This is a genomic window from Maritimimonas sp. 2205BS37-2 (assembly GCF_056591755.1).
Window position 1 is genome coordinate 600,130 of sequence record NZ_JBWQOI010000002.1, and the last position, 26,382, is coordinate 626,511.

A 26,382-nucleotide genomic window follows, 5' to 3' on the forward strand; every position below is an offset into this window, starting at 1 on the left:
GGTTTTGGACGAGTTAGTTTTTCAGCTCTTTTTTGAATTGTAAAGGTGATTTTCCGGTAGCCTTAGAGAAAAATCTGGTGAAATAGGCAGGGTCATTAAAGCCTAGTTCATATGCAATTTGTTTTACCGAAGCATCTGAATAAAGCAATTTTCGTTTCGTTTCAAGTACAATTCTATTCTTAATAAAATCACTAGGCTTTTGCGCTCCTATTTTTTGAAAGTGCTTCGTAAGAGATTTTGGTGATACTCCTAATCGCTCGGCATAATAGCTTACTGAATGTTCTTTTTTAAAATTTAAATCAACTAGTACACTAAAATCTTTAAACAATTTCGTTTCGGTGGCATCTTTTATAATGTCGCGCTCTTTTTTTATCCGTACAGATTGTACTATAAACTGTTTTAAATAAGCCTGTAGCATATCGTATTGAGCCGTATCTTCTAAACGAAATTCTTCAATTAGATTAAAAAGAACTGCATTCAGTTTAACACTTTCTTGTTCACTGGGTTTTACAAATGGAGATTCATAAATATTATTAAATAAAACACCATTACAAGACACTTCCTTGTCATGTGTTTGTATACAATAAAAATCTCGCACAAAAGAAATTTGATATGCTTCTTTTACTTTTTCGGAAGTTACAGAAAACACTTGGCCAGGTGAAAGAAAGAATAATACTTCGCCATCAAAATCGTATGAATTAAAATCGATGCTATACGTGCCCTTTCCTTCTTTAATCCAATAGATACGATAGGTATTTACCTGTTCTGGTTTATTTACTACACAAGCCTCTTCAAAATCTACCACGTTTAATGAAAAGATATCTTTATATGTATAGGTTTGTATGTCTTGAATAGCCATTTAAGTTTTATTGTGAAGCTTTAGTCGTAAAATTTTAGAAATTTAACATAAAAAGAGGTCAAATAAGAAAGTACTCAACTAAAAGAATCCAAAAATTATACTAAATTGCCCAATCACCAAATAAATTGGAGAAATCAAACAAAAAGCACTTTCAAGATACACATTTATTCTATTGCTCATCTTAGCAGGTGAAGCCGTTTTTATTTTACCTTTTGTACTTGCGCGCATTTTTCGCCCTACCTATTTAGAAACCTTTAGTTTAACCAATTTAGAATTGGGTATCTGTTTTTCTGTTTATGGAATCGTTGCCTTTATATCGTACTTTTTCGGCGGTATATTGGCCGATAAGTTCAAACCGAATAGATTAATGGCCATCGCTCTATGGTTAACGGCCTTGGGAGGATTTTACATGACAACCATACCTAATTTATTAATGCTAAAAGTACTTTATGGCTATTGGGGTTTTACTACCATCTTTTTATTTTGGGCGGCAATGATTAAAGCAACTCGCATTTGGGGCGGAGTTGATTCTCAAGGAAAAGCTTTTGGTTTTTTAGATGGTGGCCGAGGATTAGTAGCAGCGCTCTTTGGGACTTTAGGCGTCGTTATTTTTTCGATTTTCATCCCTTCGGCAGAGGCAATTGCAGCCGGTGCACAAAGTAGTGAAGCATTTATCCGTGTTATTTTTATTTCATCAATTTTGGTGGCTTTTGTAGGTATTTTGACTTTTTTCTTTTTAAAACTTCCTCAAAAAGAAGCTGCCGAGCACCAGGTAAAAACCATATCTGCAGCCAATGTAAAAATGGTATTAAAACTACCTGCTGTTTGGTTGTTAATGGTTATTATTTTATGCGCTTATGTAGGTTATAAATTTACCGATGTTTTTTCGTTATACGCCAAAGAAGTGATGCTCTATAATGAAATTGATGCTGCTAAAACGGGTACATATTTATTATTTATTAGACCCGTTGTTGGTGTATTCGTTGGTTTTCTAGCCGATAGAGCCAAAGCCTCTATTTATTTGGTTGCAGGGTTTGCAGTGGCAATTCTAGGTTCTATATTATTTGCAACCGATTTAATTGACCCTTCTATGGATGTATTTTTCTTACTCTCAGTGTTTTTAGTGGCATTGGGCGTTTATGCTGCGCGCGTATTATATTTTGCGGTATTAGAAGAAGGTAACATCCCTTTAACTTTAACGGGTACAGCGGTAGGTGTTATTTCTGTTGTAGGCTATACGCCCGATATATTTGCAGGACCATTAATGGGTTATTTACTAGACAACTCTCCAGGAAGAACAGGTCATCAACATGTGTTTATCACATTGGCCATTTTTTCTTTGATAGGATTAATTGCTTCTTTTATTTTTTTAAGAATACATCGCAAGAAGTCAAATTCTTGATTTTTAATTTATCTACTGAATTAAAGCTACTATTAGTTTAACTACAGGTTTAACTATAAAACTATACTTCATTTTTTTTGAACAAATTCACTAAAATAAAAGCCACCAAAGAAGGCAATACCCAACCCAAACTGTATTGTGACAAGGGTATTAAACTTTTTATACCATCTAAACTTTCGGGAGGCATTAAAAACTTTAAAAAATCAGGTATACTAAACAAAAAAGTTACCGCAACTACCACTTTAAACACCAATGGTGCGGCATATTTCTCAGGTATTACGTTTAGAAGAATCAGAACAATAGTAATCGGATAAATAAACATTAATGCCGGTAAGGCAATATCAATAATATAATGTACATCAAACTGCCCAACCACAACACCAATAATACAGGCCAATATAGCTGTACTAGTATAAGCTAATTGTGATTCTTTAAATAATCCTTTAAAATAATCGGCAGTTCCGGTAATGATTCCTACAGCCGTGGTAAAACAAGCCAGGGCCACCAACACACTCAAAAAGGTGGTGCCTACATTCCCCAACGTAATGGTACTCAATCCTGCTAAAACCTCTGTACGCGTAGCCTCAGCTTCAAAAGACATGTTGAATAGTGAACCACTTAAAATAAGTCCTGTATAAACTATAAAGAGTCCCGCACCAGCAATAAACCCAGATTTCGTTATCAGCTCTTTCTTGGCTTCAAAAGATTCGTGCCCACGTAATTTTAATGAAATAATAACCACAGCACCTACAACCACAGCACCAATGGCATCAAAAGTTTGATAACCTTCTAGCAGGCCATCTACGATGGGCGTTTCAAACAATGAAGGGTTTTGCAAAGGTGTTGGTGAGACTATAGCAATGGCAATAATAGTCAGTAAGATCAATACAATTAAAGGAGTAAGATATTTACCAATAAAACTTAAAATCTTAGAGCGATTCATTACAAAAATGAATACCAAAATAAAATAGATACTGCTAGTTACTAAAGAACTCGTACCAAAAAATGGTGCAATCGCCATCTCATGGGTTACAGAAGCTGTTCTGGGTGCTGGTAATGCCACAGAAATCGCATACACAATCAAACAATACATTAAACTAAAGAGTGGAGACACTTTTTTACCAAAATCAAACATGGTGCCCTGTAAACGAGCATGCGCCAAAATACCTAATAATGGTATCAGCACCGCTGTAATGGCAAATCCTAGCGCTACCCAAAACCAATCACCGCCTGCTTTAAAGCCTAAAAATGGAGGTAAAATTAAGTTTCCCGCGCCGAAAAACATTGAAAATAAGGCAAAGCCGCTAATCCAGATTTCTTTAGTTTTATTCATCTTATTTTGTGAAAGTGTGTCATTAATTTGTTAATAATTCGTTGTTTTTGGTAATACCAATATCAAACATTCAGCTTCCATCTTTTATATATTTGTCGAATATAGTAAAATGATTTTAGCACATAAAGGCATCGACATTTTTTATACTGACGCCGGTAAAGGTCAGGCGATAGTATTATTACATGGATTTCTAGAGAATTCTTCTATGTGGGAGCGAATAGCCAACCAACTAAGTATGAAAAATCGTGTGATCTGCATCGATCTTTTAGGGCATGGTCAAAGTGGTTGTTTGGGCTATATTCATACCATGGAACTTATGGCCGAAGCCGTTGAGGCTGTTTTACATCATTTAAAAATTAGACGCTCTGTAATGATAGGACATTCTATGGGTGGTTATGTAGCCCTCGCTTTTGCGGAAAAAAAGCCAGACGCACTAAAAGGATTATGTCTATTGAACTCAACAGCGAGAGCAGATTCAAATGAGAAAAAGAAAAACCGAGATAGAGCTATTAAAGCCGTAAAACAAGTACATACAACTTTTGTGAGAATGGCTATAGCGAATCTATTTCGCCCTAAAAATCGAAAGATCTTTTTAAATGAGATTAAGCAATTAAAAAAAGAAGCTTTAAAAACGCCTTTACAAGGTATTATTGCCGCCCTTGAAGGCATGAAAATACGTGATGATCGTGAAATGTTATTGCATTTTTCTCCGTATAAAAAACTGCTCATTATTGGTAAAAAGGACCCTGTTTTAGAATATAATTCTCTAATTGAACAAACGAAAAATACAGACGTTGATCTCGTAGAGTTTCCTGATGGACATATGAGTTATATAGAAAACTATGAAGAGTGTTTATTTGAATTGCAGTGGTTTATAAAAAAATGTGGTTAGTTTTTTATAACACTTTTAACAAGACATCATGTAATTAAATTTTACTTTTAGCGACCATTGAGCCAATAACCTAAACTTTATGCTTAAAAAATTTATTCTTCTATCTATCGTTGCTGTGATTACTTTTGCTTGCAGTAAAAAAGAAACTCCTTCATTTATTGTTTCAGGAAACGTAAGTTCTACTTCAGTTAAATCTATCATTGTTAAAAAAGAATCTGATATAGAGCGTAAAATAACCGAAACTATTGACACTATTGCTATCGATAACCAGGGGAATTTTACATATTCGTTTACCGATGAACCTTATCTGTATTCGTTAAATTTTCCAAATAAAAAGAAAATAGATATCGCTTTACAAAAAGATCAAAATGTAACCCTAAACATATCGGATTATGGAACCGATGATTTTAAAGCAACAGCTGAGGGCTCAAAAGACACCGAAGAACTATTAGCTTACGAAACCTTTAGAAGAGAATCATTAGATAGATTGGTAAAATCTGTTCGTAGAGAAATTAAAGAATTAAAAAAAGCTGAAAACCCAGATCAAGAAAAAATTGCCGAATTAGGGAAATTGGAACTCACTAATTATGACAAACACCTTGATGAATTGGTTGATTATATCCAAAAAAATATGACTTCAACTTTAGGTTTATATGCTACTTCTATTCGTTGGAAGGGTGCTCATCAGTTGGCAAACTTCGATGCGCTGGCTGCAAAGTTTGAAGCAGTACACCCGAATTTAGAAATCTCAAAGAAGATTAGAGAAAAAGTAAACCGCTTAAAGCAAACTGCTATTGGTGGTACAGTAAAAAATATAGAAATGCCTAATGCTGCAGGCGACCTTATTAGTTTATCTTCATTAAATTCAGATTATACGCTTATCGATTTTTGGGCAAGTTGGTGTGCACCTTGTAGAAGAGAGGCTCCAAAATTAAATGAATTAATGGCAAAGTACCCTAGAGAACAATTTACTATTTATGGAGTTTCTCTAGATGATAAACGTGATAAATGGCTTGCTGCTTTAGAAAAAGACAAAAGAGCCTGGACCAATGTTTCTACATTAGAGCGTTTTAAAACTCCTGCTGCTTATGACTACGCAGTAACTGCTTTACCAGATAATTTTTTAATTGATAAAAACGGGAAAATTTTAGCAAAAAACATTCATGGTGAAGCACTAAAATCACTTATAGAAGAGCAAATTAAAAAATAGTTTAATTGACTTCTTTAAAGTCTATGGTATAAATTCTGTTCAATCCTTTAGGTGCGTTTTGGTACATTTCTAAAAACCTATTTAAATCTAAAGGTTCATTATAATGTCTTTTTACATTTGTTTTTTGGCTTGTAAAATATAGTTTACCGGTTTTAACATCTACTAATGGACAAAAATCAAGATACTCTGTATTGATCTTTTCTAACAGTTTGCCTTTAGACCAAACACCATCTTTATTATAGCTAATGTATAATTCTCCTCTTCCTTTTCCTTCTCTTGGGCGTTGTCCGCTAAAAATTATATAGCTTTCATCAGGCGCCACAAAAGCATTAAACTCAAAATATTTAGTATTTAATTCTCCTTTTAAGGAAACCGGTGCTTGGTAATTTCCATCTTTCAACTTACTTACAAAAATATCTTCTCTACCTACGGCACCTTCGCGTTCGGCCGTAAAGTAAATTGCTCCATTACTTGCTATTGAAGGATAAAACTCATGTGCAGCAGTATTAATTGGCGCACCTATATTTTTTGGTTGAGACCAACCTGTATTGGTTTTGTCAACATACCAAATATCATAATCTTTAGGTTTAATAGAATCTTGATGAATAGGTCTATTTGAAACAAAATACAATCGCTTTCCATCTGGTGTAAAAGCCGGTTCTAAATCGCGATATTTACCGGTAAATGAAACTGATTGAGGCTTTGACCAACCTTTATCTGTTTTTTTCACATAAGATATTAATGCAATTCTGCTTTTGAGGTCGTCTACCGTAAAATATACTTCATTACCATCTGGTGAAATAGCAATATCACGAACATTAGGGTAATTTTCAAAAACTTCGGGTAAAAAGGGCATTGCTTCCTTTTGGGAAAATGATAAAATTGAAACGAATAGTGTAACTAGAAAAAGTATAATTCTAATCATAAGAAATTGATTTTTGTTTCTTAAAAATAGAATTTTGAGTAATGAAATAGATTGAAATAAAATGAATTAACTCTTTTTTAACAGAGCATTCCAGCCTTGAGCAGTTAATTCAACTTTTTGATTAGCTCGTGTGATCAGGTTCATTCCTTCGTTCTTATCGGTAACGTGGCCAATAACGGTAAGATTAGGATTTGCTTTTATCTTATCAAAATCATCTAATGAGATTGTGAATACTAATTCATAGTCTTCTCCGCCGCTCAAAGCAACCATAGTGCTATCAATATTAAACTCCTCGCAAGTAGAAATTACCTGAGGATCTAAGGGTAACTTATCTTCATATAGATTACACCCTACTTTACTTTGTTGACATATATGAATAATCTCAGAAGATAAGCCATCAGAAATATCAATCATAGAAGTTGGTTTTACATCTAAATCTTTCAATAAGTTTACAATGTCCTTCCGTGCTTCGGGCTTTAATTGACGCTCTACTAAATAGGTATAATTATCAAGCTCTGGTTGCGCATTTGGATTTGCTTCAAAAACTTGCTTCTCTCGCTCTAAGACCTGTAGGCCTAAATAGGCAGCTCCTAGATCACCAGTAACAACGATTAAATCATTAGGTCTAGCGCCATTTCTATATACAACCTCTTTTTTATCGGCTTCACCAATTGCAGTAATACTTAGTAATAAACCTTTTGTAGAAGAAGTAGTATCGCCTCCCACTAGATCTACTTTGTAATTCTTGCAAGCCAAATGAATACCTGCATATAATTCTTCAATTGCCTCTAGTGGAAATCGATTAGAAACAGCGATAGAAACTGTAATCTGTGACGCACTCCCATTCATGGCATAAACATCTGAAAGATTAACCATAACAGCCTTATACCCCAAATGCTTTAAGGGCATATAAGATAGATCAAAATGTACACCTTCAACCAATAAGTCTGTTGTTACTAAAACTTGTTTATCAAATTCTAGCACAGCTGCATCATCGCCAACTCCCTTAATTGAAGATGAATGTTCAAGCTTAATAGCATTAGTTAAGTGCTGAATAAGTCCAAATTCACCTAAACTTGATAATGAAGTTCTATTTTGATTTTTATCTTCTAACATGGTATTCATTTGAGATGCAAAATTAATGAATTACTTTTGTTAGGTCGCTCATTATAAACTTTTAAATATTCGAGGTAGGGTAAATATTTACAAAACTGTTTCTACTAATAAGATATTATTGTAATATAGCATGATTTTTGATGCTTTTAACTCAAACTATACTCAAAATGACTAAAAAAATTCCTTTACTATTTATAATTTTCATACTATTAAGTATTATGTACTCATGTTCGTCTTCTGATGATGGCGGCAACAGTACAATAGATGATACTGACGCCGATGGTATTGCGGATGCTAATGATAACTGCGCCAATATTGCGAATAGCAACCAAACCGATAGTGATAATGACGGATTAGGTGATGCGTGCGATGCTACTTTTAATTTTTCTTCTAAAGCATGTTCTGGTGGTTTTGCCGATGTTTACCCATGTAATGACTATGATCTTTTATTACATATACCATTAGCATTTTTTGGCACTGATTCTGCAAATGATTCTTGGGGCTGGACAGACCCAACAACCAACAAAGAATACGCATTATTAGGTTTAAATAATGGTACTGCATTTATAGATATTACTAATACTGATGAGGCCATTTACTTAGGATTTCTTCCTACTGCTACAGATAATAGCCTTTGGCGCGATATTAAAACATATCAAAATCATGCCTATATTGTTAGTGAGGCACCTGGCCATGGGATGCAAGTCTTTGATCTTACAAAACTTAGAAATGTTACAAATCCGCCGGAAACATTTACCACCGATGCACATTCATCGGTTTTTGGAAATGCACATAATATTGTTATAAATGAAGATACAGGATATGCATATCCTGTTGGCACCGATAGAAATGGTACTTATAAAGGTGGGCCGCTTTTTATGAATATTCAAGACCCTAAAAATCCTATCTTTGAAGAAGGGTATGGTGATGATGGTTATAGTCATGACGCACAAGCGGTTACTTATAACGGGCCTGATACAGATTATGTAGGTAAGGAAATATACATTGGTAGTAATGAAAGTGAAATCATCATTGCCGATATTACCGATAAAGCAAATCCGAAAAACATATCTAATGCTACATATAGCAGCCTTGCTTATGTGCATCAAGGTTGGTTAACCGAAGATCATCGTTATTTAATTGTTGGCGATGAAGGAGATGAGATCAATTTTGGTTTGAATTCTCGTAGTTTAATATACGATGTAACTGATTTAGATAATCCGGTTTTACTAACAGAGTATTTAGGCCCAACATCTGCAATAGATCATAACGGATACATTAGAGATAATATCTATTATCTGGCCAACTACGAGGCCGGTGTTCGATTTATTGATGTTTCTAACATCAGTAGTGGAATCGTATCAGAAGTCGGATTTTTTGATACCTTTCCCAATACAAATAGAGTAAGCTTCAATGGTGTTTGGAGTACTTATCCTTATTTTGAAAGTAATAAAATTGTTGTTAGTGATGTTAACAATGGTTTATTTATTCTAAAGAAAAGTAATTAAAATATGACAAAAAAAATTGTTTGGCTTTTAAGCTGCCTTATATGCTTAGCTTCTTGTGAAAAAGATAATGACCCTGTTAATAATCCTATTGTTATAGTCAATGATATTGATAACGACGGTGTAGCAGATGACGATGATAATTGCCCATTGACTTTTAACAGTGGTCAAATAGATACAGATGGTGATGGTATGGGTAACGTTTGCGATACCGATGATGACAACGATGCTATTTTAGATGTTAACGATAATTGCCCCGTTATAGCGAACAATGATCAGGCCGATTCAAATGGAGACGGTATAGGAGATGTATGCGGTAATAATGGTAAGGTAACTTGCGAAAATGGATTTGCAGATCAATTCCCTTGTAACGATTATGATTTGCTTGCGCGTTTAAACCCTGCTAGTATGGGAGCGAGCAGAGCTATGGATATTTGGGGGTGGACAGATAGCGAAACAGGGAAAGAATATGCGCTCATTTGTCTAGATACCGGTTTGGCATTTGTTGATATTTCTAATCCCGTATCTCCAATATATTTAGGCACTTTACCTAGTGCAATTGGAGGTAGCCACAACAGCCAGAGAGATGTTAAAGTTTACAAAGATCATGCATTTATGGCAGCACAATTAGTAGGTCATGGGATGCAGATTTTTGATTTAACTAAATTACGAAATGTAGACAACCCTCCTCAATCATTTGAAGCCGACGTCCATTACACTGGTTTTGTGAATGTTCACAATTTGGCAATCAATGAAGAAACGGGTATGCTCTGTGCAGTTGGTAGTCAAGGGCAACCTACTAATGGTCAGACTTTAATTCAAGGACCATTTTTTACAAACATTCAAGATCCTAAAAATCCAATTGCAGTTGGTGACTTTCATTCTTATACATCTCCAGGCTCCCAGAATGCTATTAATGTATCTCACCATGATGCTCAAGTGGTAACCTATAAAGGGCCCGATGCGGACTATACGGGTAAAGAAATTTACTTTGGACTTAATACTTCTACAGATAACTTAGATATTCTAGATATTACTGACACCTTTAATCCAAAACTTATTTCAAAAGGTGAATATGAAAATACATACATACCACACCAGGGTTGGCTTACTGAAGATCATCGCTATTTTTTATTGGGTGATGAAGGCGATGAGGGGCAATTAGGGCATAATTCTAGAACCATTGTTTTTGATTTACTAGATCTTGATGCACCGAAAATATTATATGAATATTTTGGAACAACACCTGCTACAGATCATAACGGCTATGTTGATGGTAATACATTTTACTTGGCAAATTACGAAGCCGGGCTAAGGGTAATTGATGTAACTAATATTGAAATAGAAATGAGAGAAATAGGCTTTTTTGATACGCACCCTGACGCAGATAATTCTTCATATGAAGGAGCCTGGAGCGTATACCCATACTTCGAAAGTAAAAATATAATAATAAGTGATAGAGCTAATGGATTGTTTATAGTTCGCAAAAGTGGCATCTAATTAAATGAAAATAACAGCAAGAACATATCTATTACTATTAAGCACGGTTTTTATTTATATAAGCTGTTCTGATAAGAAATCTATTGCTTCAGGTAGTGATCCTGTCATTGAATTCACTACTACTTTTGGTGGCTCTAAAAATGATGCTTTACGATCGGTTATAGCAACTTCAGATGGTGGCTATGTAGCTTTAGGGTTTTCTCAAAGCAATGATGGTGATATAACAAATAAACCCAATGAGCAATATGATTTTTGGCTATTAAAATTTGATGCCAACGATCAATTACAATGGCAGAGGTCATTTGGAGGAAGTCAAGATGATCGTGGCGAAAAGATCATTCAAACAAACGATGGGGGCTATGCATTAATCGGTTATAATAGAAGTGATGACAATGATGCGTCAGAGAATGCAGGATTTCAAGACGTTTGGATGATAAAACTAGATGCCTTAGGAAATATTGCCTGGCAAAAAAGTTATGGGTTTGCAGGAGATGATCGAGGATTTTCGGTATTACAAACTTCAAATGGTGGTTTTTTAATCACTGGGATTTTAGACGTTACTGCCTCCGGGGGCCAGGGCAATAAAAATAATACTAAAAATAGGCATGCGGGAGGCGATTTTTGGACCTTAAAGATAGACGCTTTGGGAGCACTAGAATGGCGTAATTATTTTGGAGGCACCAATACTGATACTGCTTATGACGCGTTAGAGGTAAATGATGGGTATATATTAATAGGGTCATCAGATAGTAACGATGTTGACATTAAAAGCAGCAAAGGAGCTTATGATTATTGGTTAGTGAAAATTGATAAAAACGGACAATTAGTTTGGGAAAAATCACTGGGAGGCAAAGAAATTGACACCGCCTATCAGATTTTAAACACGAATGACGGAAATTTTATCCTTGTAGGAGAAACCCGCAGCAATGATCAAGATATCTCAAGTCAAAACGGAGGAGCAGATATTTGGGTTGTCAAAATAGATACTAACGGCACAATTATTTGGGAGAAGAATTATGGCGGCTCTAGTTTTGATGCTGCCCGCGCATTTACTCGAACTAATAATGGTAATTATGTAATTGCCGGAAGCTCCCGAAGCCAAGACCTCGATGTTTCTCAAAATAATGGACAAAATGATGTTTGGATTCTGAAAATAAATGGTGATAATGGTAATTTATTATGGGAAAAATCTATTGGTGGAAGTGACATTGATTTTGCATATGGAGTTACCCAATTACAAGATAATAGCATTATTGTAGTTGGTGACTCTTCAAGTTCAGATTTAGACATTAAAGAAAATAAAGGATTTACAGACGCATTAATTATTAGAATAAATGAAGAATAAAATAATAACAATACTAGTTTTTTTAACAGTACTTATGAGTTCTTGCTCGAGCGACGATAACACAATTGCGCCAGCAGATATTACATTTCAATTTACACATAACTGGGATGGGACCAATGTTACTAATGCCGATTTTAACGATCTTAAATTCACCAATGCTAATGGAGAAACATTGAGTATCGAAAGACTGCGCTACCTAATTTCCAGAATTACATTTACAGATGCCAATAATAGAGCTACGCCTTTCATTGGCTATAGCCTAGTAGACGTAACAAATAATACAAATTTGGTATTCACAATTCCGAGTGCGGTAAATGACGGAACCTATCAAGTATCGTTTACTTTCGGATTTAATGAAACCGATAATCAAGATGGAGTTTATCAAGATTTAAATTCTGTTTCATGGAATGTGCCAGCTATGCTAGGCGGTGGTTATCATTATATGCAATTTGATGGGAAATATACCAATAGTGGCTTGGCAACACCACAAAACTTTAACTATCACGCAATAAGGGCTGTTAATGCATCAGATCCTGATAATCTCGTTTTTCAGAATACTTTCTTTACAGTTAATTTAGGTTCGGTAACCATATCAGGTAATACGGCAATAGAAGTGAAAACAAACCTAGCAGAATGGTTTAAAAATCCAAATACTTGGGATTTAAATGTTCTGAACACTACTTTGATGCCAAATTTTGATGCCCAAATAATGATGAGTGAAAATGGGCAAAGCGTATTTAGTTTAGGTAATGTAACCCAAGAGTAATGAAAAAAGGAATAGGTATATTATTGCTTTTATCGATCTTTTTAAGCTGTTCTTCAGAAGATCGAGAAGAGCCTTTTGCACCTACTCCATTTGAATTGGAAATACCTTCACTTTTTCAAGAGAAACTGATTGATCCTGTTATACCATCAGACAACCCGTTAACCCTAGAAGGAGTTGCACTAGGTAGGCGATTATTTTTTGATAATATCCTTTCAAAAGACAACTCACAATCATGTGCTACTTGTCATGCGCCAGAAAAAGCTTTTACAGATAATGACCAATTTAGCGATGGTGTTGATGGCCTTTTAGGCACAAGAAATTCAATGCCTTTATTTAATCTAGCTTGGAATTTTGATGAGCGCTTTGCCTGGGATGGCAAAGAATTAGGGTTAGAGCAACAAGCTTTTGAGCCAGTTTCTAATCCTATTGAAATGCATAGTGACTGGAAAGAAGTAGCTGTTAAGCTGCAAAATCATCCTGAATATCCAACTTTATTCTCTCAAGCGTTTGGTACTACTTCAATAGACTCTACATTAGTAACTAAGGCTATTGCTCAATTTGAACGCACCTTAATTTCTGGTGATTCACGTTTTGACAAACATTTGCGGGGTGAACTTACATTAACGGAAGCCGAATTAGAAGGCTTTAATGTTTTTATGGATGAAGCGCGGGGGGATTGTTTTCATTGTCATGGAAGTGATAACAATCCGCTTTGGACAGATAATATTTTTCACAATAATGGTTTAGATGCTTCATTCATAGATCTTGGTCTTGGTGCAGTCACCGGAGATCCAAATGACAATGGTAAATTTAAATCTCCTTCATTACGAAACTTAGAATTTACTGCTCCCTATATGCACGACGGACGCTTTGCTACCCTCGAAGAAGTAATTGATCACTATAGCGAAGGTTTGGTATTTTCTCCAACTATTGATCCTCTAATGAAAAAAGTAGATCAAGGAGGTGTGCAATTAACGAATGAAGATAAGAGCAATCTTAAGGCCTTTTTATTGTCATTGTCAGATGAAGAGTTTGTCAATAATCCAGATTTTCAAAAGCCTTAGCAGATAAACATATTGCCTTCCTCTTTTATTTTTACTACTTTGCTTTGCCCTAATAAATGATCATGCGCTCTATTTTAGATAATTCACTGGCTACCGCAAAAAAAGTCACGATCAACTGTGATTCTAAGCTTATTTTTTTTAGCGATTTGCATAGAGGCGATAACAGCTATGCTGATGATTTTGCTCACAATATGCAAATCTATAGTTATGCCTTGCAAACCTATTATGATAACGGATTTACTTATTTTGAATTAGGAGACGGAGTTGAACTATGGGAAAATAATTCATTTGAACCTATTTACAGAGCACATAAAGAATCATTTGAACTATTGCGTAAATTTCATCTCGAACAAAGAGCATATATGCTCTACGGAAATCATGATATGGTTTTTAGAGATCCTAAAGTTGTTGAGAAAATGGTTTATGAGTATATCTATAAGCCTGATGAGCTAAAAGAGAAACAGCAACTATTTAATCTGCATTACAATGAAAGTATTTTACTCGAAATAGAAGGTACTGATAAAACCATTTTATTGATTCATGGCCATCAAGCAGATTGGTTTAATTATAAAATGTGGAAGCTAAGTTTATTTTTTGTTCGTTATCTATGGATGCCATTGCAGAAATGGTTTAATGTGAAAGACCCTACGAGTCCGGCCAAAAACTATAAAAACCTTATCAAAGTAGAACGTAATATTCAAGATTGGATTATCAACAATAATAATCAAATGGTAATTGCAGGTCATACGCACCGACCACGATTTCCAGAACCGGGTGATATCCCATATTTTAATGATGGTAGCTGTGTACATCCTAAATCAATAATTGGTATTGAGATAAAAGATTTAGAGATTTCATTAGTAAAGTGGCATAATAGCATTGACGATCAAAACCAGAATAAAATTGTTAAAACAATTTTGGAAGGACCCAAAAGTCTTGATCTTTATCTATAACTAAGTTCTGTTATTAAAAATTAGTATAAATCATAAACATTAAGTTTAATTTACTTTAGATACCTCTTTCCTTTTGTATTTGTTCATAGGCCTCCTGAATTTTTCTAAACTTTTCTTCAGCACCTTTAACATGTTCTTCACCTAAATGTCTTAATTTATCTGGATGATGCTTTTTTACCATTCTTCTATATGCTTTTTTAACTTCATCGTTAGAAGCATTTTTATCAACTTCTAAAATTTTGTAAGCACTGCTTACTTCATTATAGAACATGGCCTTTATTGATTCAAAATCGCGATCATTGATGTATAGATAGCCCGCAATTTTGTGAATTGTTTTCATTTCTGATTCGGCTACATTCCCATCTGCTTTAGCAATATTAAACAGAAAATGTAGTAATTGTAAACGTGAGGCATGTTCCATTTGCTGTCTTATCTGCATGCAAACCTGACGTGTAGAAATATTATTATTCTTAATAATTCCATTAAATAATTTAAATGCCTTATTAGCCCTGCTTGCTCCATACATTCCTTTAAAACTCTGGCGCACAAAATCAAGCTCTCTTCTATCAACTCTTCCATCAGATTTTATAACTACAGCTGCCAATACCAACAAGCTCACTTCAAAATCTCCAGAAGAAGTGATACGAGGTCTTCTTCCAGATTGACTTGTTTGTCTAAAATCTCTTAGGTCGGCGTCAGAAAAACCATCGATCACGCTTCCTAAAGCAAAACCTAAAATGCCTCCTATAGGGCCACCAAAAGACCAACCGAGACTGGCTCCTAACCATTTTGCAAAACTCATATATTAAAGTTATCTCTATTCGTTTTCAAATATACATTTATTGTATTTATACGTATCTTTGCGATAGAATTTGTTACTAAAAAATATTAGAAAAATATGTATCCAGAAGAAATAGTTAGACCGATGCGCGCTGAGCTTGTACAGGCCGGATTTAAAGAATTATTTACTGCAACTGATGTTGATTCAATACTAAAAGAACAGGGAACTACACTCGTAATGGTAAATTCTGTTTGTGGTTGTGCCGCTGGTACGGCAAGACCAGGAACCATAGCTTCATTGCAAGGTGATAAAAAACCCGATCATTTAACGACTGTTTTTGCCGGTGTAGATAAAGCTGCGGTTAATAAAGCACGTGAATATATGGTGCCTTTCCCTCCTTCTTCACCAGCAGTTGCTTTATTCAAAGATGGTGAATTAGTTCATATGCTTGAACGCCATCATATAGAAGGAAGATCTGCCGAAATGATTGCTGAGAATCTAAGCGAAGCCTATACAGAATTTTGCTAAAAAATTAGAATTGAACGCAACTGATTAAATGATTTTATATCTTAAGATAAAACTTATGGTATGAAATCATTTTTTTATTTACTTTTTATATTTTTTCTAACTTCTTGCTCCTCCGATGATAACAACTTTGAGGCAGATCAAAAGAAAATAGATGGCCTCGGAGATGAGATAATGACACTTGTTGATGGGGCTACATGTAATGAGAACTCGGAATGTGCCTATATTGCATTTGGTAGTAAGCCATGCGGTGGCCCATGGTCTTATTTGGTTTATCCTACCTCAATAGATGTCGATCTGTTAGAATTGAAAGTAAAAGAATATAATCTTCTTCAAAGAGAGTTTTATATTAAATATGAAATTGCCTCGGATTGTTTATTTGTTTCTCCTCCTATTGAATTAGCATGTGAAGACGGTAAGTGTGTGGGAATTTATGCATCTATTTCAAATTAAAATACACGCGAGAGATTAAATCCAAAAAATACATCGCCATCACTCCAGTCTCCGGTACCCTGACTTAAAAAACCGGCTGCATTCATAGGTTGAGCATTTGTAAAATGTAACTGAAAGACATGCCCTCCGGTTTCTAAATCAAATCCAATTGACAATGGGTTTTTAAACGGTGAATTACTAGCTCGGTTTAAATGCCAGCCATAATCAATATTTACTGACCATCGTTTGGTTAATTTATGTCGCCCACCTATTCCAATGATGTATTGCGTATTATCTTGGGTGCTTAATTTTGTTAAATTTTCATGAAGTAAGGTTGGAATAATCTCGAGAGAAAAGTTTTTGTTGAACTTTCTCGAGATTAATAATTGATGTACATATGCAACACGATGTTTAAATTCTAATCCGGTTAAAACATCTTCATCTAGATTCGTATTAATGGTTATACTATTATAACCAACCAACGTAAATGGAAAGTCACTTTCACTTTGCGGTAAGAGTCGATATTTTAATGCGCCTTCATAGGTTTTTTGAAATGAACTTCTAGAAACGCTAATATTTAACCAATCTGTAATGCCATAAATGAGATTTAATCTTGTTACCGCATCGTCTAAGCCAAAAAAATCTTCAATTCCTGATTTTATGGAACTAAATCGATGCGAAACCACCAAATAGAACAATTTTTCATTAGCTAGTTTTGTGGACTCAAAGTTGACAATCTTTAATCCTTTAAAGGCCGCATCGGCTATTTGACTATCACTATCTTTATCAATATCTTTCAATAGGTTTTTTTGCGAAAAACATAATAATGGAACGAATAAGAGAAGTAGTAATTTTTTCATATTACTTAGTTAATTGGTTATTAAAATAGCTTGATCGATTTTAAGTTGATCAAAGAGGTCATCGTAGCCAACAAAACGGCCTTTTACCGTAACCTTATCATTAATTTTTACATTTTCTTTAAAACTATCTTTGAAAATGATATAGCTATTGGTATCTAATACAATAGCATTACCTTCAATCATGGTTATTTTACCATAAACTTCGATCGTTTTATCTAAATAAATAGCATTAAATCTATCAGTATTTTCTTGAAACAAACGATAAAATTCGATGGATTCAATAGTTTGAATTGACCTTTCTAGAGCAACATTTCGGTGATCTTTATATACATATCTATAAGCAAAAAACCCAAAAAGCAATATTGCAAAAGCTACAACAATTCCTTTTCTTTTCATTGTGCTTTAAGTTTAAAATCTAACTTTACCAAAACCTCCTTTGCAATTTTGTTACGAACTATTTTAGGTATTTTAATATTAAAATGCTGCGGTTTCGTTGTAAAATTTCCTCTTAAATAAAGAACGCCATCGCGATTAGCAATAAAAAGCTTTGATTGGATCTCTTTATCAACTCCATGTAAACTTAAAATTCCAGTAATTATATATTCTCTTTCATCGGCTGATAATTTGTCAAAATTAAATTCCGAAATTTTCCCTTTAAATATTGCTTTTGGGTATGTATCAGATTCTATATAGTTTTCATTAAAATGTTCTTGCATCAGTGCATTTCTAAATTGAAATTCTTTGATCAAAGCCAAAGAAGCTATTTCTCCCGTTTGCACATTAATAATAGCCGTTACAGAATTGTTTTTGGCTTTTACCGGTTCAAAAGTAGCTTCTGAGGCTTCAAAAGAAATTACTCCTTTTCTTTCTATATATTTATCTTGTGCGGTAACTATAGTGGTTAAAAATAATAGTATGAAAAATAGATATTTCATACTAATTTTCAAGCTGGCCATCTTTTATCCATTGATCAACAATATCAATTGATGCTTGAGATAGTCTATTTCCCGGAGGCATTACCCCAGCTTCATTTGATTGCTTTGAGATGGCATTTAAAATTGCCGTTGCCCTACTATTTACTTCGTTGAAATTTGTTAAAGGAAATGGCGCTCCATTGACCGGAGGGCTTGAATGGCATCCTAAACAATTACCATCAATAATAGGTTTTACATTTTGGTCATACGTAACTTTTCCATTTGTTGGTGGTGGTGTTATATCATCTTCACTATCACTAGAACAGCTACTCAAATACATAATAATTGCTAATGCGAATAAAAATCGTAGTGCTAACTTCATCATATTTTTGTTTTTAATTATTAAATAAACCAATACTCAAATCCGTAAAGGTGTTCTAACTTCACATCCTTTTTGATAAAAAACATATAAAAAGGTTACATTTTTTGTAATTTTTTTAAGGAATAATCATCTAAATGTTTAAACGAAGAATACCTATGCAAATTGCCAGAATCAAAGATTATAGAGATTATAGAAATTCTGACACTGAGATTGTTATAAAAATCTTGGCAGGAGAAACAGCATTGTACGAGGTGCTTTTACGAAGGAATAATCAGCTATTATTTCGGGTTATTAGAGGTTATCTTAATAAGCATGAAGACATTGAAGATGTTATGCAAAACACTTATCTCAAAGCCTTTGAAAAGTTACATCAATTTAAACATCAGTCAAAATTTTCAACTTGGTTAATAAGAATAGGTATTAATGAAGCCCTGGCAAAATTGAAATCTAAAAGTAGGATGGTAACGCTAAAAGAAGGAGGCGACCTGGCAATTGATAGACAGGTTATAAAATTATTTGACCATCAAAAAGACAATCCGGAGCGAAATATGATACAACAAGAGACTAAAATGCTATTAGAAAAAGCCATTGACAGGTTGGATATAAAATACCGAAATGTTTATATAATGCGTGCTGTAGAAGATATGAGCATTGCAGAAATTGCCGAATGTTTAAAAATTACCCCTTCAAATGTAAAAGTTCGATTACATAGGGCGAAATTAAAATTGAAAGATCACCTCTATGAAATAATTCCTAAATCAGAATTATTCGAATTTGGTGCTCATAATTGCGATCATATAGTAGATAAAGTATTCTCAAACTTAGAAACAGTATAAATTTTAATTTAAGTTTTGAAAAAATCCTCTAGATTATTAGGGGATTTTTTATTTTGCAATATGAATGAAAAACAACTTATTGAAAACACCATTGAATTTGTTAAAGAAACGCTTAAAGGTGCCGAAGGTGGCCATGATTGGTTTCATATTGAAAGAGTGTTTAACAATGCTAAACTAATTGCTACAGGAGAAGATGTAAATGATTTAGTAGTCGCTTTGGGTGCTTTGTTGCATGATATTGCCGACGCCAAATTTTATGATGGAGATGAAACTATCGCTCCCAAAAAAGCTGCCGATTTTTTACTTTCTCAAAATGTTGATAGCACGACAATAGAACATGTAATTAAAATTATCGAAAACATTTCATATAAAAATAGCTTGGAAGCAAATGGCGCAAAATTTACTTCAAAAGAATTAGAAGTTGTTCAAGATGCAGATCGATTAGACGCCATTGGAGCAATAGGTATCGCAAGAGCATTTAATTATGGTGGATATAAGAATAGAGAATTGCACAATCCTGATATTGCCCCTAATTTAAATATGACCAAGAGTGAATACAAGAAATCAAAAGCCCCTACGATTAATCACTTTTATGAGAAATTACTTTTGCTAAAGGATAAAATGAATACAAAAACTGGGCAAAAAATTGCAAAACAGCGTCATAAGTATATGAAAAACTATCTTGAACAGTTTTATGATGAATGGAATGGAAAAAAATAAGGATTTTAATTTTCAGGCAATCAAAGGTACACCTCATCAGCGTGAGATGAAGATCCTTCTATCACTTTATCAACTTATTTTTGAAGATGCAAGACCTAAGTTCTTTATTCAAAGGCTTCATGAAAAAGACGATTTATTATGCCTTATCGCCTATAACAAAAAAGAGCCTATTGGTTTTAAGATAGGTTATCAATACGATCATTCTACATTCTATAGTTGGGTTGGAGGTATTACCGAAAATTATAGAAAACAAGGTGTCGCAAAGCAATTAGCCAAATTTCAAGAAAAATGGGCTAAAGAACATGAGTATACTAAATTACGAACCAAGTCTATGAATCGGTTTAAACCCATGATGATATTAAATCTAAAAAACGGATTTAATATCAAGCAGGTTTACTCTAATGACAGTGGACAAACCAAGATTATATTCGAAAAAAATATATAAGCCACTACTCTTATTGATTCGTGGCCTATATCAAGTTTAGAAATTTTAATGAGCCACTGGTATTACATTATAGCCTTTTTCTCTTAATAGATTAATCACTCCTTGATCTCCTCCTAAATGAGCAGCTCCTACTGCATAAAATACTTTATGCTCTTTTGACAATTTCCCAATCTTCGGAATCCAATTTCTATTTCTTTCATTTAATAGTTTTTCTTCTAACTCTTTATCTTCATTAAAATAAACCTTAGAACCCTTATAAATGGCCTCTATATCTTCTTTCTTATAAACTTCTAGTAAATCATTATAAAGCTTACGATAGTGATCATATTCTTCTATCATTTCTATCAAACCGTCAATTTGTTCTTCATAAGATTGGGTATCAAACGCAGCAACTTGATCGGCGAACGTTTCCAGGCCTTTAATTTCTTTGTTCGCTTCTTTACTCATTTGAATAAAAGTTAATTCGTAGCTAGCCAATTGTTCTCCAACGAAAGTGGTCATTAATGATGACATTAATAAAAATGGTTTCGCTTTTGAAAATTGGGCCATTCCAACTTTTAAATTCTCTTTTAAAAATTCATCTAATAGATTATATTCGCTTTCATCCATATAGGATTTTAAATTTTCTCCTTCAGATAAATAGGAATATTGCAAAGCATCCTTCATAAAACTAGGATCATCCATATCTAATTCTAGTGTTACAATTTCTGATTCATTAAATGCCTTTTTCACATGTTCATCTAATTTAAAATCTTTTTGTGGTAACATATGTATAGTACCAAATAAATAAGAGGTTTTAATACTATCACCTTCAATTCTCCATAGCAGGGCATTTTCTTTTTCTTGAGCACTCGAAATTAAAATGGTTAAAAAAGTAATTAGTAGTGCAAACTGTTTTTTGATTGTCTTCATTATGGTTATCTTTTTAAATAAATACTTCTATTATTCTTAATACTACTTCAATTATTACTATTAACATGTTATTAAATTTTACCGTTTCTTATTAATATTGTTTCTTTCTGATGATCATTTACGAACTCCAATTCTAGAAGATCAATATTAGTGTAGCCCTTTACCTCCTTTTTTAGTATTTCATTTAACTCCTTTGCTTTATGTTCTAAAGCAATCGAGAAGTCACAATTTATTAATTCATATTCGGCTTTTTCAGTACTAATTCCGTTTTCTCCAAATTGAATCCCTTTGGCATAAATTACTTGATTTACTTCACTACAGTCACAGTTTTCTTTTAAAACCTCGATTATACTAACAGATTTGTCCTTAACAAGTAAAGCCGATGTTATTGAATAGCCTAACCAAATTCCGGCAATAAGCCCTATTAAAATAATTACAATTGTCTTGGCTGATGTTTTCATAATTCTTCGATTATTAATGATTGATTTCTAGAACAAAGAAATAGTATAACATTTAAAATAAAAAGAGAAGTATTGCAATTTTTAGAAAATTAGGGATCATGTAATCACTACTTAAATAATTGAAAATAAGAAGATTAAATTAACTTTATAAATATTAAAAGAATCATAAAAAAGTGAACCCTATTTTTATAAATTTAGGGTTTTAATTGAACTGTTTTACTAAATTTAAGTTATAGAATTCAATTCTTTAATATAGAAAGATGGGTTTAAACCAGTGTGTTTTTTAAAGTATTTAGTAAAAGAATCAGAGCTCTTATAACCTATTTCATTAGCAATAGATTGTATTGAAAAAGATCTAAATTGCTTATCATTTTTTAAGCGAAGTATTACATAATTAATACGTAAATCATTTATGTACGTATTAAAGTTTTTCCGATAATGTGAGTTTACAACTTTTGAAAGATAAGAAGTATTCGTTTTAATTTTCTTGGCAACGTTATATGAGTTGCATTCTTGTTTTAAATAATATTTTTGCTCTTCTAATTTCTTAAGTCCTTCAATTATTTCTTGAGTTGTTTTTTCATTGATTTCTGGGCTGCCAGACTCTTCTAATAACGCATCCTTACTATCTATTACTAAATTTTGCTGATGATGCTCAGATGCCTTTATTTTTTGAATTAATGATTCGAAATGGGTTTTTTCTTTTTTCCTCTTGACAGACAAAAAGAATAAATACCCCACAAGTAAGATAATAACAATAGTACCTGCAATTAACAAATACAGTGTATTTCTTTTTTGCCTTTTCTCATCTAACCGAACCTCTTCTAACTCTTTATCTTGAACGATATTTGAAAGTTTCTGATTCTCCTCTCTAATATTATCATAATTAATTACGTATAACTCATAATACTTGTTAGCTTCTTCTAATTTTCCAAGTTTTTTATAATTCTTTGCTAAAAGTTTATATGTTTCCGGATTTACAATGCTTAGGTTTTTATCGTAATAATTTATAATAGAATCTAACTGAGAAATACTCTTCTGATAATCATTCGTTTCGTAATAATATCTAGCCAAGTTATAATCAATGCCATCATTTGCCAATTCATTTCCAATCTTCCAACCTAGTTTTTTTGCTTTTATTAAAAAGTTATATGCTTTATTGTATTCTTTTTTGTCAAGATAAATTGTGCTTAAACCTTCATAAAATGCATTAGTACTAAAAATATCTCCTGTAGTTAATACATGCTTTAAGCCCAAATTGAGGTACAATAAGGTAGAGTCTTTATCACTTTTACTTTCATATGCTCTGGCCAGCATTGCCATGCCTTTATAATAGACTTCAAAACTTTTTTTATCTAGAAGTTCATGTTCTTCTATAAGCGATATATTCTTTTTTAAAATCTCAATGGCCTTATTATATTTATTAGAGGCTAAATAGGTATAACCTAAGCCATGATTTAATAATACTTGCGGTTTTATATCATTGGTAGATTTCGCAATGTCTACGCCTTTAAACATGATTATCGCAGATTCATCTGCTTTCCCTGAATCAGCTAAATTATTGGCTTTAGTTAAATACAGTTCTGCCAGTATCGATTTAGGAACATTATTATTCTGAGCAACTTCGATACCCAAGTCGGTATATGCCAGGGCTTGCTCAAACTCCCCTGCTACTCTTCCAGCCTTACCAAGATACATATACGCAATTGCAATAGTATCGTAGCTCTTATTTTCTTTTGCTAGAGCCAATAACTTCTTAGCATTTTCAATAGCTAAGTTTGGGTTTAACCTAGTGTTTTCTAAAACTGAATTGTATATTTTTTGCGATACCTGTGCACCGCAAAACAAACAGGATGTTAATGCAATTAGTAGTATAAATATTTGAAACCTAAATCTCATTCTACTAATTGAAGTCCGGCTTACGTTTCTCTAAGAAAGCAGTAGTTCCTTCTTCAAAATGAGCTGTTCCGAAACAATTACCAAATTCTTCAATTTCTGTTTCATATCCATTAACTCCTTCTTTAAAATTGGCATTAACAGCTTTAATAGCTGCAGAAATTGCTGTAGAAGAATTTCGCATAATCTTAGTGCCAATTTTTTCGGCTAGTCCAAGTAGTTCTTCTTGAGTGGTTACATGATTTGCAAGTCCATAATTTAAAGCCTCATCGGCTGATATCATACCTGCCGTCATGATCATTTCCATAGCTTTTCCTTTACCTACTAACTGAGTTAGTCGTTGTGTTCCACCATATCCCGGTATAACTCCTAAACTTACTTCGGGCAATCCCATTTTTGCATTACTTGAAGCAATTCTAAAATGTGCTGCCATTGCTAATTCTAGCCCTCCTCCTAAAGCAAAGCCATTTACAGCGGCTATTACCGGAGTAGAAAGGTTCTCAACAAAATCAAATAAAGTCTCTTGACCATTTCTTGCTAATTCTTTTCCTTGATCAATTGTAAAATCTGCAAATTCAGAAATATCAGCGCCTGCAACAAAGGCTTTTTCTCCGCTTCCAGTAATAATTATAACCTTACAACCTGCATCAGAATCAGCTTCATCAAAAGCAGCATGCAATTCGCTAATCGTTTCTTTATTTAGGGCGTTTAACTTTGAAGGACGGTTGATCGTAATTGTTGTTATTCCGTTATTTTCGACAACTAAAATATTGTTATAACTCATATTTAAAATTTTACAATTTTCTAAAAATGAAGAAGTTATTAATTTCTACATCTTCAGGAATTCACATAATTTATTTTTTAGGAATAGTAACTGTAAATACAGTACCACGATTGATTTCTGAGACAAAGGTAATGTTTCCGCCATAAGCTTCCACAATATTTTTAATCATTGGTAAACCGAGGCCCATTCCACTTGACTTTGTAGTAAACTTTGGTTCAAAAATCTTATTCTTATCTTCTTTAGGAATTCCTTTACCATTATCGGCAACTGAAATAATAACATTACCATTGTCTTCAACAACTTTTACTTCAACTTTAGGGCTTTCCTGTTGGTCGAGCGATTGAATAGCATTTTTAACAAGGTTGGTCACAACACGAATTAATTGGGTCTTATCTAATTGCGCTAACAGCTCATTTTTATCATGAAAATAATGGATATAATCTTCATTAAAAATATCTAACGCCAGTTTTACAACTTCAATAACATTTAATTCTTCACGCTTTTGCTTTGGCATTTCCGCAAAATTCGAAAAGGCCGACGCAATTGAGCTCATTGTATCTATTTGCTGAATTAAAGATTTACTAAACTCATTAAGTCTATCTTTAACTTTTGGATCATTGGGGTCAAAACGTTGTTCAAAGCTTTGTACCGTTAATCGCATTGGTGTTAGCGGGTTTTTGATTTCATGTGCAACTTGCTTTGCCATTTCGCGCCAAGCTTGTTCTCTTTCACTCTTTGCTAATTTAACAGCGCTTTCACCAAGTTCATCAACCATATCATTATAGGCATTGACCAAATTATGCATTTCTTCACTGGCATTCTCTAAAATGATCTTTTCGTTTCGTTTATCGAGTTTTGTTTGATTGATCTTTTCACTTACCGTTTTAATTGATTTAGTGATATATTTTGAAACTATATACGCAATGGTAATGGCAATAAGCAACATCAACAGATATACTAATCCTAACCGCAATAAGAATTCTTTTAGTTCTTTATCTTGAAAAGTATTATCATTTAAATAGTGGAGGTGTAAAATACCTATTGGTTTAAATTTATTATCATTAATATAGCTATAAGAAGATTGGTATTTTTTGCCTTGTGGTGTATACTTTTCTAATACAACCCTATGGTTGGCATCATCGGCTACGTTAATCAAAGTTTCCGGAGAAATATCATAGTCGGTTGTCTCTTTTCCGAATGTTGAAACCGAGCTTATTTTTAACTTCCCTTGAATATCATAAATGTAGACATCCATTTGATTAATATCTGAAATATCGTAAATCTTCTCTTTAAATATTTCATCTAAATGATCTTCATCTACCGGGTAAGTTGTTCTTCGCATTAGCTCTATATCAATGCTTGCCTTAATAGCGTTTTCTTTACGCAATAAACGACCTTCATGATAATCTTTAGCTTGCTCATTATATTGATATATCGTGATTAAGGCAATTAAAACAGAAGCAATGACCACTAATAAGATCATTGCTACAAAAATACGAGTACGTAGTGAAGTTTTTTTTAGCTGCATTTAAGAATCTATTGCGGTAAAGATAGCAAATATCAT

At 33.4% G+C, this 26,382-nt stretch carries 28 protein-coding genes; 14 read left to right on the forward strand and 14 right to left on the reverse strand.

Annotation, left to right across the window (positions count from 1 at the left end; translation table 11 throughout):
• Nucleotides 1–13: 13 nt before the first annotated feature.
• Nucleotides 14–859, reverse strand: a complete 846-nt coding sequence (locus tag AC1EUU_RS10125; RefSeq protein ID WP_480201303.1) for a helix-turn-helix domain-containing protein — start codon at nt 857–859, stop codon at nt 14–16.
• 172 nt (nt 860–1,031) lie between these two features.
• Here AC1EUU_RS10125 and AC1EUU_RS10130 point away from each other — a divergent pair, with 172 nt between their 5' ends.
• Complete coding sequence (locus tag AC1EUU_RS10130) at nt 1,032–2,261, forward strand: MFS transporter (RefSeq protein ID WP_480201304.1); 1,230 nt, start codon at nt 1,032–1,034, stop codon at nt 2,259–2,261.
• A 61-nt stretch (nt 2,262–2,322) separates the two neighbouring features.
• Here the strand turns inward: AC1EUU_RS10130 and brnQ are convergent, their stop codons facing one another.
• Nucleotides 2,323–3,594, reverse strand: a complete 1,272-nt coding sequence (gene brnQ, locus AC1EUU_RS10135) for a branched-chain amino acid transport system II carrier protein (RefSeq protein WP_480201305.1) — start codon at nt 3,592–3,594, stop codon at nt 2,323–2,325.
• Between the two features lie 109 nt (nt 3,595–3,703).
• On the opposite strand from brnQ, the gene AC1EUU_RS10140 reads away from it, so the two are divergent.
• Nucleotides 3,704–4,486, forward strand: coding sequence for an alpha/beta fold hydrolase (locus tag AC1EUU_RS10140; protein WP_480201306.1), 783 nt, complete (start codon nt 3,704–3,706; stop codon nt 4,484–4,486).
• Nucleotides 4,487–4,565: 79 nt separating this feature from the next.
• Complete coding sequence (locus AC1EUU_RS10145) at nt 4,566–5,696, forward strand: TlpA family protein disulfide reductase (RefSeq protein WP_480201307.1); 1,131 nt, start codon at nt 4,566–4,568, stop codon at nt 5,694–5,696.
• Between the two features lies 1 nt (nt 5,697).
• Here AC1EUU_RS10145 and AC1EUU_RS10150 read toward each other — a convergent pair whose 3' ends face one another.
• Complete coding sequence (locus AC1EUU_RS10150; RefSeq protein ID WP_480201308.1) at nt 5,698–6,621, reverse strand: TolB family protein; 924 nt, start codon at nt 6,619–6,621, stop codon at nt 5,698–5,700.
• Nucleotides 6,622–6,687: 66 nt separating this feature from the next.
• Entirely contained in the window at nt 6,688–7,737 is a 1,050-nt protein-coding gene (gene thiL, locus AC1EUU_RS10155) for a thiamine-phosphate kinase (RefSeq protein WP_480201309.1), read from the reverse strand.
• 167 nt (nt 7,738–7,904) lie between these two features.
• Here thiL and AC1EUU_RS10160 point away from each other — a divergent pair, with 167 nt between their 5' ends.
• The 6 genes from AC1EUU_RS10160 to AC1EUU_RS10185 all read left to right on the forward strand — a co-directional run bounded on the left by AC1EUU_RS10160 (nt 7,905) and on the right by AC1EUU_RS10185 (nt 14,870).
• A complete protein-coding gene (locus tag AC1EUU_RS10160; protein ID WP_480201310.1) occupies nt 7,905–9,245 on the forward strand; it encodes a choice-of-anchor B family protein in 1,341 nt (446 codons plus the stop codon).
• A gap of 3 nt (nt 9,246–9,248) precedes the next feature.
• On the forward strand, nt 9,249–10,742 hold the full coding sequence (locus tag AC1EUU_RS10165) for a choice-of-anchor B family protein (RefSeq protein ID WP_480201311.1): 1,494 nt from the start codon (nt 9,249–9,251) through the stop codon (nt 10,740–10,742).
• A 4-nt stretch (nt 10,743–10,746) separates the two neighbouring features.
• Complete coding sequence (locus AC1EUU_RS10170) at nt 10,747–12,087, forward strand: hypothetical protein (protein ID WP_480201312.1); 1,341 nt, start codon at nt 10,747–10,749, stop codon at nt 12,085–12,087.
• Entirely contained in the window at nt 12,077–12,853 is a 777-nt protein-coding gene (locus AC1EUU_RS10175; protein WP_480201313.1) for an MbnP family protein, read from the forward strand. The genes AC1EUU_RS10170 and AC1EUU_RS10175 overlap by 11 nt, the downstream gene beginning before the upstream one ends.
• The gene (locus tag AC1EUU_RS10180) at nt 12,853–13,917 is read left to right on the forward strand and encodes a cytochrome-c peroxidase (protein ID WP_480201314.1); all 1,065 of its coding nucleotides are present in this window, start codon (nt 12,853–12,855) and stop codon (nt 13,915–13,917) included. Before AC1EUU_RS10175 ends, AC1EUU_RS10180 begins: the two co-directional genes overlap by 1 nt.
• Before the next feature lie 62 nt (nt 13,918–13,979).
• Nucleotides 13,980–14,870, forward strand: a complete 891-nt coding sequence (locus AC1EUU_RS10185) for a metallophosphoesterase (protein WP_480201315.1) — start codon at nt 13,980–13,982, stop codon at nt 14,868–14,870.
• Nucleotides 14,871–14,925: 55 nt separating this feature from the next.
• Here the strand turns inward: AC1EUU_RS10185 and AC1EUU_RS10190 are convergent, their stop codons facing one another.
• Complete coding sequence (locus AC1EUU_RS10190; protein ID WP_480201316.1) at nt 14,926–15,672, reverse strand: TerB family tellurite resistance protein; 747 nt, start codon at nt 15,670–15,672, stop codon at nt 14,926–14,928.
• A gap of 96 nt (nt 15,673–15,768) precedes the next feature.
• Here AC1EUU_RS10190 and AC1EUU_RS10195 point away from each other — a divergent pair, with 96 nt between their 5' ends.
• Complete coding sequence (locus AC1EUU_RS10195) at nt 15,769–16,179, forward strand: BrxA/BrxB family bacilliredoxin (protein ID WP_480201317.1); 411 nt, start codon at nt 15,769–15,771, stop codon at nt 16,177–16,179.
• A gap of 60 nt (nt 16,180–16,239) precedes the next feature.
• Nucleotides 16,240–16,629: a hypothetical protein gene (locus AC1EUU_RS10200; protein ID WP_480201318.1), complete on the forward strand. Its 390-nt coding sequence runs from the start codon at nt 16,240–16,242 to the stop codon at nt 16,627–16,629.
• On the opposite strand, the gene AC1EUU_RS10205 is transcribed toward AC1EUU_RS10200, so the two are convergent.
• From AC1EUU_RS10205 to AC1EUU_RS10220, 4 genes are read right to left on the reverse strand one after another with little or no spacing between them, the layout of a single operon-like run.
• Nucleotides 16,626–17,468 (reverse strand): DUF5777 family beta-barrel protein, encoded by an 843-nt coding sequence (locus AC1EUU_RS10205; RefSeq protein WP_480201319.1) that lies wholly within the window; start codon nt 17,466–17,468, stop codon nt 16,626–16,628. The two genes, AC1EUU_RS10200 and AC1EUU_RS10205, sit on opposite strands and share 4 nt — an antisense overlap.
• A 9-nt stretch (nt 17,469–17,477) precedes the next feature.
• The gene (locus AC1EUU_RS10210) at nt 17,478–17,864 is read right to left on the reverse strand and encodes an OB-fold protein (protein WP_480201320.1); all 387 of its coding nucleotides are present in this window, start codon (nt 17,862–17,864) and stop codon (nt 17,478–17,480) included.
• Complete coding sequence (locus AC1EUU_RS10215; RefSeq protein ID WP_480201321.1) at nt 17,861–18,403, reverse strand: YceI family protein; 543 nt, start codon at nt 18,401–18,403, stop codon at nt 17,861–17,863. The genes AC1EUU_RS10210 and AC1EUU_RS10215 overlap by 4 nt, the downstream gene beginning before the upstream one ends.
• A gap of 1 nt (nt 18,404) precedes the next feature.
• On the reverse strand, nt 18,405–18,767 hold the full coding sequence (locus AC1EUU_RS10220) for a hypothetical protein (RefSeq protein WP_480201322.1): 363 nt from the start codon (nt 18,765–18,767) through the stop codon (nt 18,405–18,407).
• Between the two features lie 131 nt (nt 18,768–18,898).
• Here AC1EUU_RS10220 and AC1EUU_RS10225 point away from each other — a divergent pair, with 131 nt between their 5' ends.
• Genes AC1EUU_RS10225 through AC1EUU_RS10235 form a run of 3 tightly spaced genes read left to right on the forward strand, consistent with a single transcriptional unit; the run spans nt 18,899 to nt 20,765 of the window.
• Nucleotides 18,899–19,600 (forward strand): RNA polymerase sigma factor, encoded by a 702-nt coding sequence (locus AC1EUU_RS10225; RefSeq protein WP_480201323.1) that lies wholly within the window; start codon nt 18,899–18,901, stop codon nt 19,598–19,600.
• Between the two features lie 60 nt (nt 19,601–19,660).
• Nucleotides 19,661–20,320 carry an HD domain-containing protein gene (locus AC1EUU_RS10230; protein ID WP_480201324.1) on the forward strand — a complete coding sequence of 220 codons (660 nt, stop codon included), beginning with the start codon at nt 19,661–19,663 and terminating at the stop codon, nt 20,318–20,320.
• The gene (locus AC1EUU_RS10235) at nt 20,307–20,765 is read left to right on the forward strand and encodes a GNAT family N-acetyltransferase (protein WP_480201325.1); all 459 of its coding nucleotides are present in this window, start codon (nt 20,307–20,309) and stop codon (nt 20,763–20,765) included. Before AC1EUU_RS10230 ends, AC1EUU_RS10235 begins: the two co-directional genes overlap by 14 nt.
• A 45-nt stretch (nt 20,766–20,810) precedes the next feature.
• On the opposite strand, the gene AC1EUU_RS10240 is transcribed toward AC1EUU_RS10235, so the two are convergent.
• The 5 genes from AC1EUU_RS10240 to AC1EUU_RS10260 form a co-directional block, all read right to left on the reverse strand.
• Complete coding sequence (locus AC1EUU_RS10240; protein WP_480201326.1) at nt 20,811–21,677, reverse strand: TraB/GumN family protein; 867 nt, start codon at nt 21,675–21,677, stop codon at nt 20,811–20,813.
• A 71-nt stretch (nt 21,678–21,748) separates the two neighbouring features.
• Complete coding sequence (locus AC1EUU_RS10245) at nt 21,749–22,138, reverse strand: hypothetical protein (protein ID WP_480201327.1); 390 nt, start codon at nt 22,136–22,138, stop codon at nt 21,749–21,751.
• Between the two features lie 225 nt (nt 22,139–22,363).
• Entirely contained in the window at nt 22,364–24,037 is a 1,674-nt protein-coding gene (locus tag AC1EUU_RS10250) for a helix-turn-helix domain-containing protein (protein WP_480201328.1), read from the reverse strand.
• A 4-nt stretch (nt 24,038–24,041) separates the two neighbouring features.
• On the reverse strand, nt 24,042–24,818 hold the full coding sequence (locus AC1EUU_RS10255; protein WP_480201329.1) for an enoyl-CoA hydratase/isomerase family protein: 777 nt from the start codon (nt 24,816–24,818) through the stop codon (nt 24,042–24,044).
• Between the two features lie 70 nt (nt 24,819–24,888).
• Nucleotides 24,889–26,346 carry a sensor histidine kinase gene (locus AC1EUU_RS10260; protein WP_480201330.1) on the reverse strand — a complete coding sequence of 486 codons (1,458 nt, stop codon included), beginning with the start codon at nt 26,344–26,346 and terminating at the stop codon, nt 24,889–24,891.
• Between the last annotated feature and the right edge of the window lie 36 nt (nt 26,347–26,382).

Coding starts and splice junctions, on each gene's coding strand:
- AC1EUU_RS10125 (WP_480201303.1), bottom strand. CDS start 859: ATGGCTATTCAAGACATACAAACCTATACATATAAAGATATCTTTTCA.
- brnQ (WP_480201305.1), bottom strand. CDS start 3,594: ATGAATAAAACTAAAGAAATCTGGATTAGCGGCTTTGCCTTATTTTCA.
- AC1EUU_RS10140 (WP_480201306.1), top strand. CDS start 3,704: ATGATTTTAGCACATAAAGGCATCGACATTTTTTATACTGACGCCGGT.
- AC1EUU_RS10145 (WP_480201307.1), top strand. CDS start 4,566: ATGCTTAAAAAATTTATTCTTCTATCTATCGTTGCTGTGATTACTTTT.
- AC1EUU_RS10150 (WP_480201308.1), bottom strand. CDS start 6,621: ATGATTAGAATTATACTTTTTCTAGTTACACTATTCGTTTCAATTTTA.
- thiL (WP_480201309.1), bottom strand. CDS start 7,737: ATGTTAGAAGATAAAAATCAAAATAGAACTTCATTATCAAGTTTAGGT.
- AC1EUU_RS10160 (WP_480201310.1), top strand. CDS start 7,905: ATGACTAAAAAAATTCCTTTACTATTTATAATTTTCATACTATTAAGT.
- AC1EUU_RS10165 (WP_480201311.1), top strand. CDS start 9,249: ATGACAAAAAAAATTGTTTGGCTTTTAAGCTGCCTTATATGCTTAGCT.
- AC1EUU_RS10170 (WP_480201312.1), top strand. CDS start 10,747: ATGAAAATAACAGCAAGAACATATCTATTACTATTAAGCACGGTTTTT.
- AC1EUU_RS10175 (WP_480201313.1), top strand. CDS start 12,077: ATGAAGAATAAAATAATAACAATACTAGTTTTTTTAACAGTACTTATG.
- AC1EUU_RS10180 (WP_480201314.1), top strand. CDS start 12,853: ATGAAAAAAGGAATAGGTATATTATTGCTTTTATCGATCTTTTTAAGC.
- AC1EUU_RS10185 (WP_480201315.1), top strand. CDS start 13,980: ATGCGCTCTATTTTAGATAATTCACTGGCTACCGCAAAAAAAGTCACG.
- AC1EUU_RS10190 (WP_480201316.1), bottom strand. CDS start 15,672: ATGAGTTTTGCAAAATGGTTAGGAGCCAGTCTCGGTTGGTCTTTTGGT.
- AC1EUU_RS10195 (WP_480201317.1), top strand. CDS start 15,769: ATGTATCCAGAAGAAATAGTTAGACCGATGCGCGCTGAGCTTGTACAG.
- AC1EUU_RS10200 (WP_480201318.1), top strand. CDS start 16,240: ATGAAATCATTTTTTTATTTACTTTTTATATTTTTTCTAACTTCTTGC.
- AC1EUU_RS10205 (WP_480201319.1), bottom strand. CDS start 17,468: ATGAAAAAATTACTACTTCTCTTATTCGTTCCATTATTATGTTTTTCG.
- AC1EUU_RS10210 (WP_480201320.1), bottom strand. CDS start 17,864: ATGAAAAGAAAAGGAATTGTTGTAGCTTTTGCAATATTGCTTTTTGGG.
- AC1EUU_RS10215 (WP_480201321.1), bottom strand. CDS start 18,403: ATGAAATATCTATTTTTCATACTATTATTTTTAACCACTATAGTTACC.
- AC1EUU_RS10220 (WP_480201322.1), bottom strand. CDS start 18,767: ATGATGAAGTTAGCACTACGATTTTTATTCGCATTAGCAATTATTATG.
- AC1EUU_RS10225 (WP_480201323.1), top strand. CDS start 18,899: ATGTTTAAACGAAGAATACCTATGCAAATTGCCAGAATCAAAGATTAT.
- AC1EUU_RS10230 (WP_480201324.1), top strand. CDS start 19,661: ATGAATGAAAAACAACTTATTGAAAACACCATTGAATTTGTTAAAGAA.
- AC1EUU_RS10235 (WP_480201325.1), top strand. CDS start 20,307: ATGGAAAAAAATAAGGATTTTAATTTTCAGGCAATCAAAGGTACACCT.
- AC1EUU_RS10240 (WP_480201326.1), bottom strand. CDS start 21,677: ATGAAGACAATCAAAAAACAGTTTGCACTACTAATTACTTTTTTAACC.
- AC1EUU_RS10245 (WP_480201327.1), bottom strand. CDS start 22,138: ATGAAAACATCAGCCAAGACAATTGTAATTATTTTAATAGGGCTTATT.
- AC1EUU_RS10250 (WP_480201328.1), bottom strand. CDS start 24,037: ATGAGATTTAGGTTTCAAATATTTATACTACTAATTGCATTAACATCC.
- AC1EUU_RS10255 (WP_480201329.1), bottom strand. CDS start 24,818: ATGAGTTATAACAATATTTTAGTTGTCGAAAATAACGGAATAACAACA.
- AC1EUU_RS10260 (WP_480201330.1), bottom strand. CDS start 26,346: ATGCAGCTAAAAAAAACTTCACTACGTACTCGTATTTTTGTAGCAATG.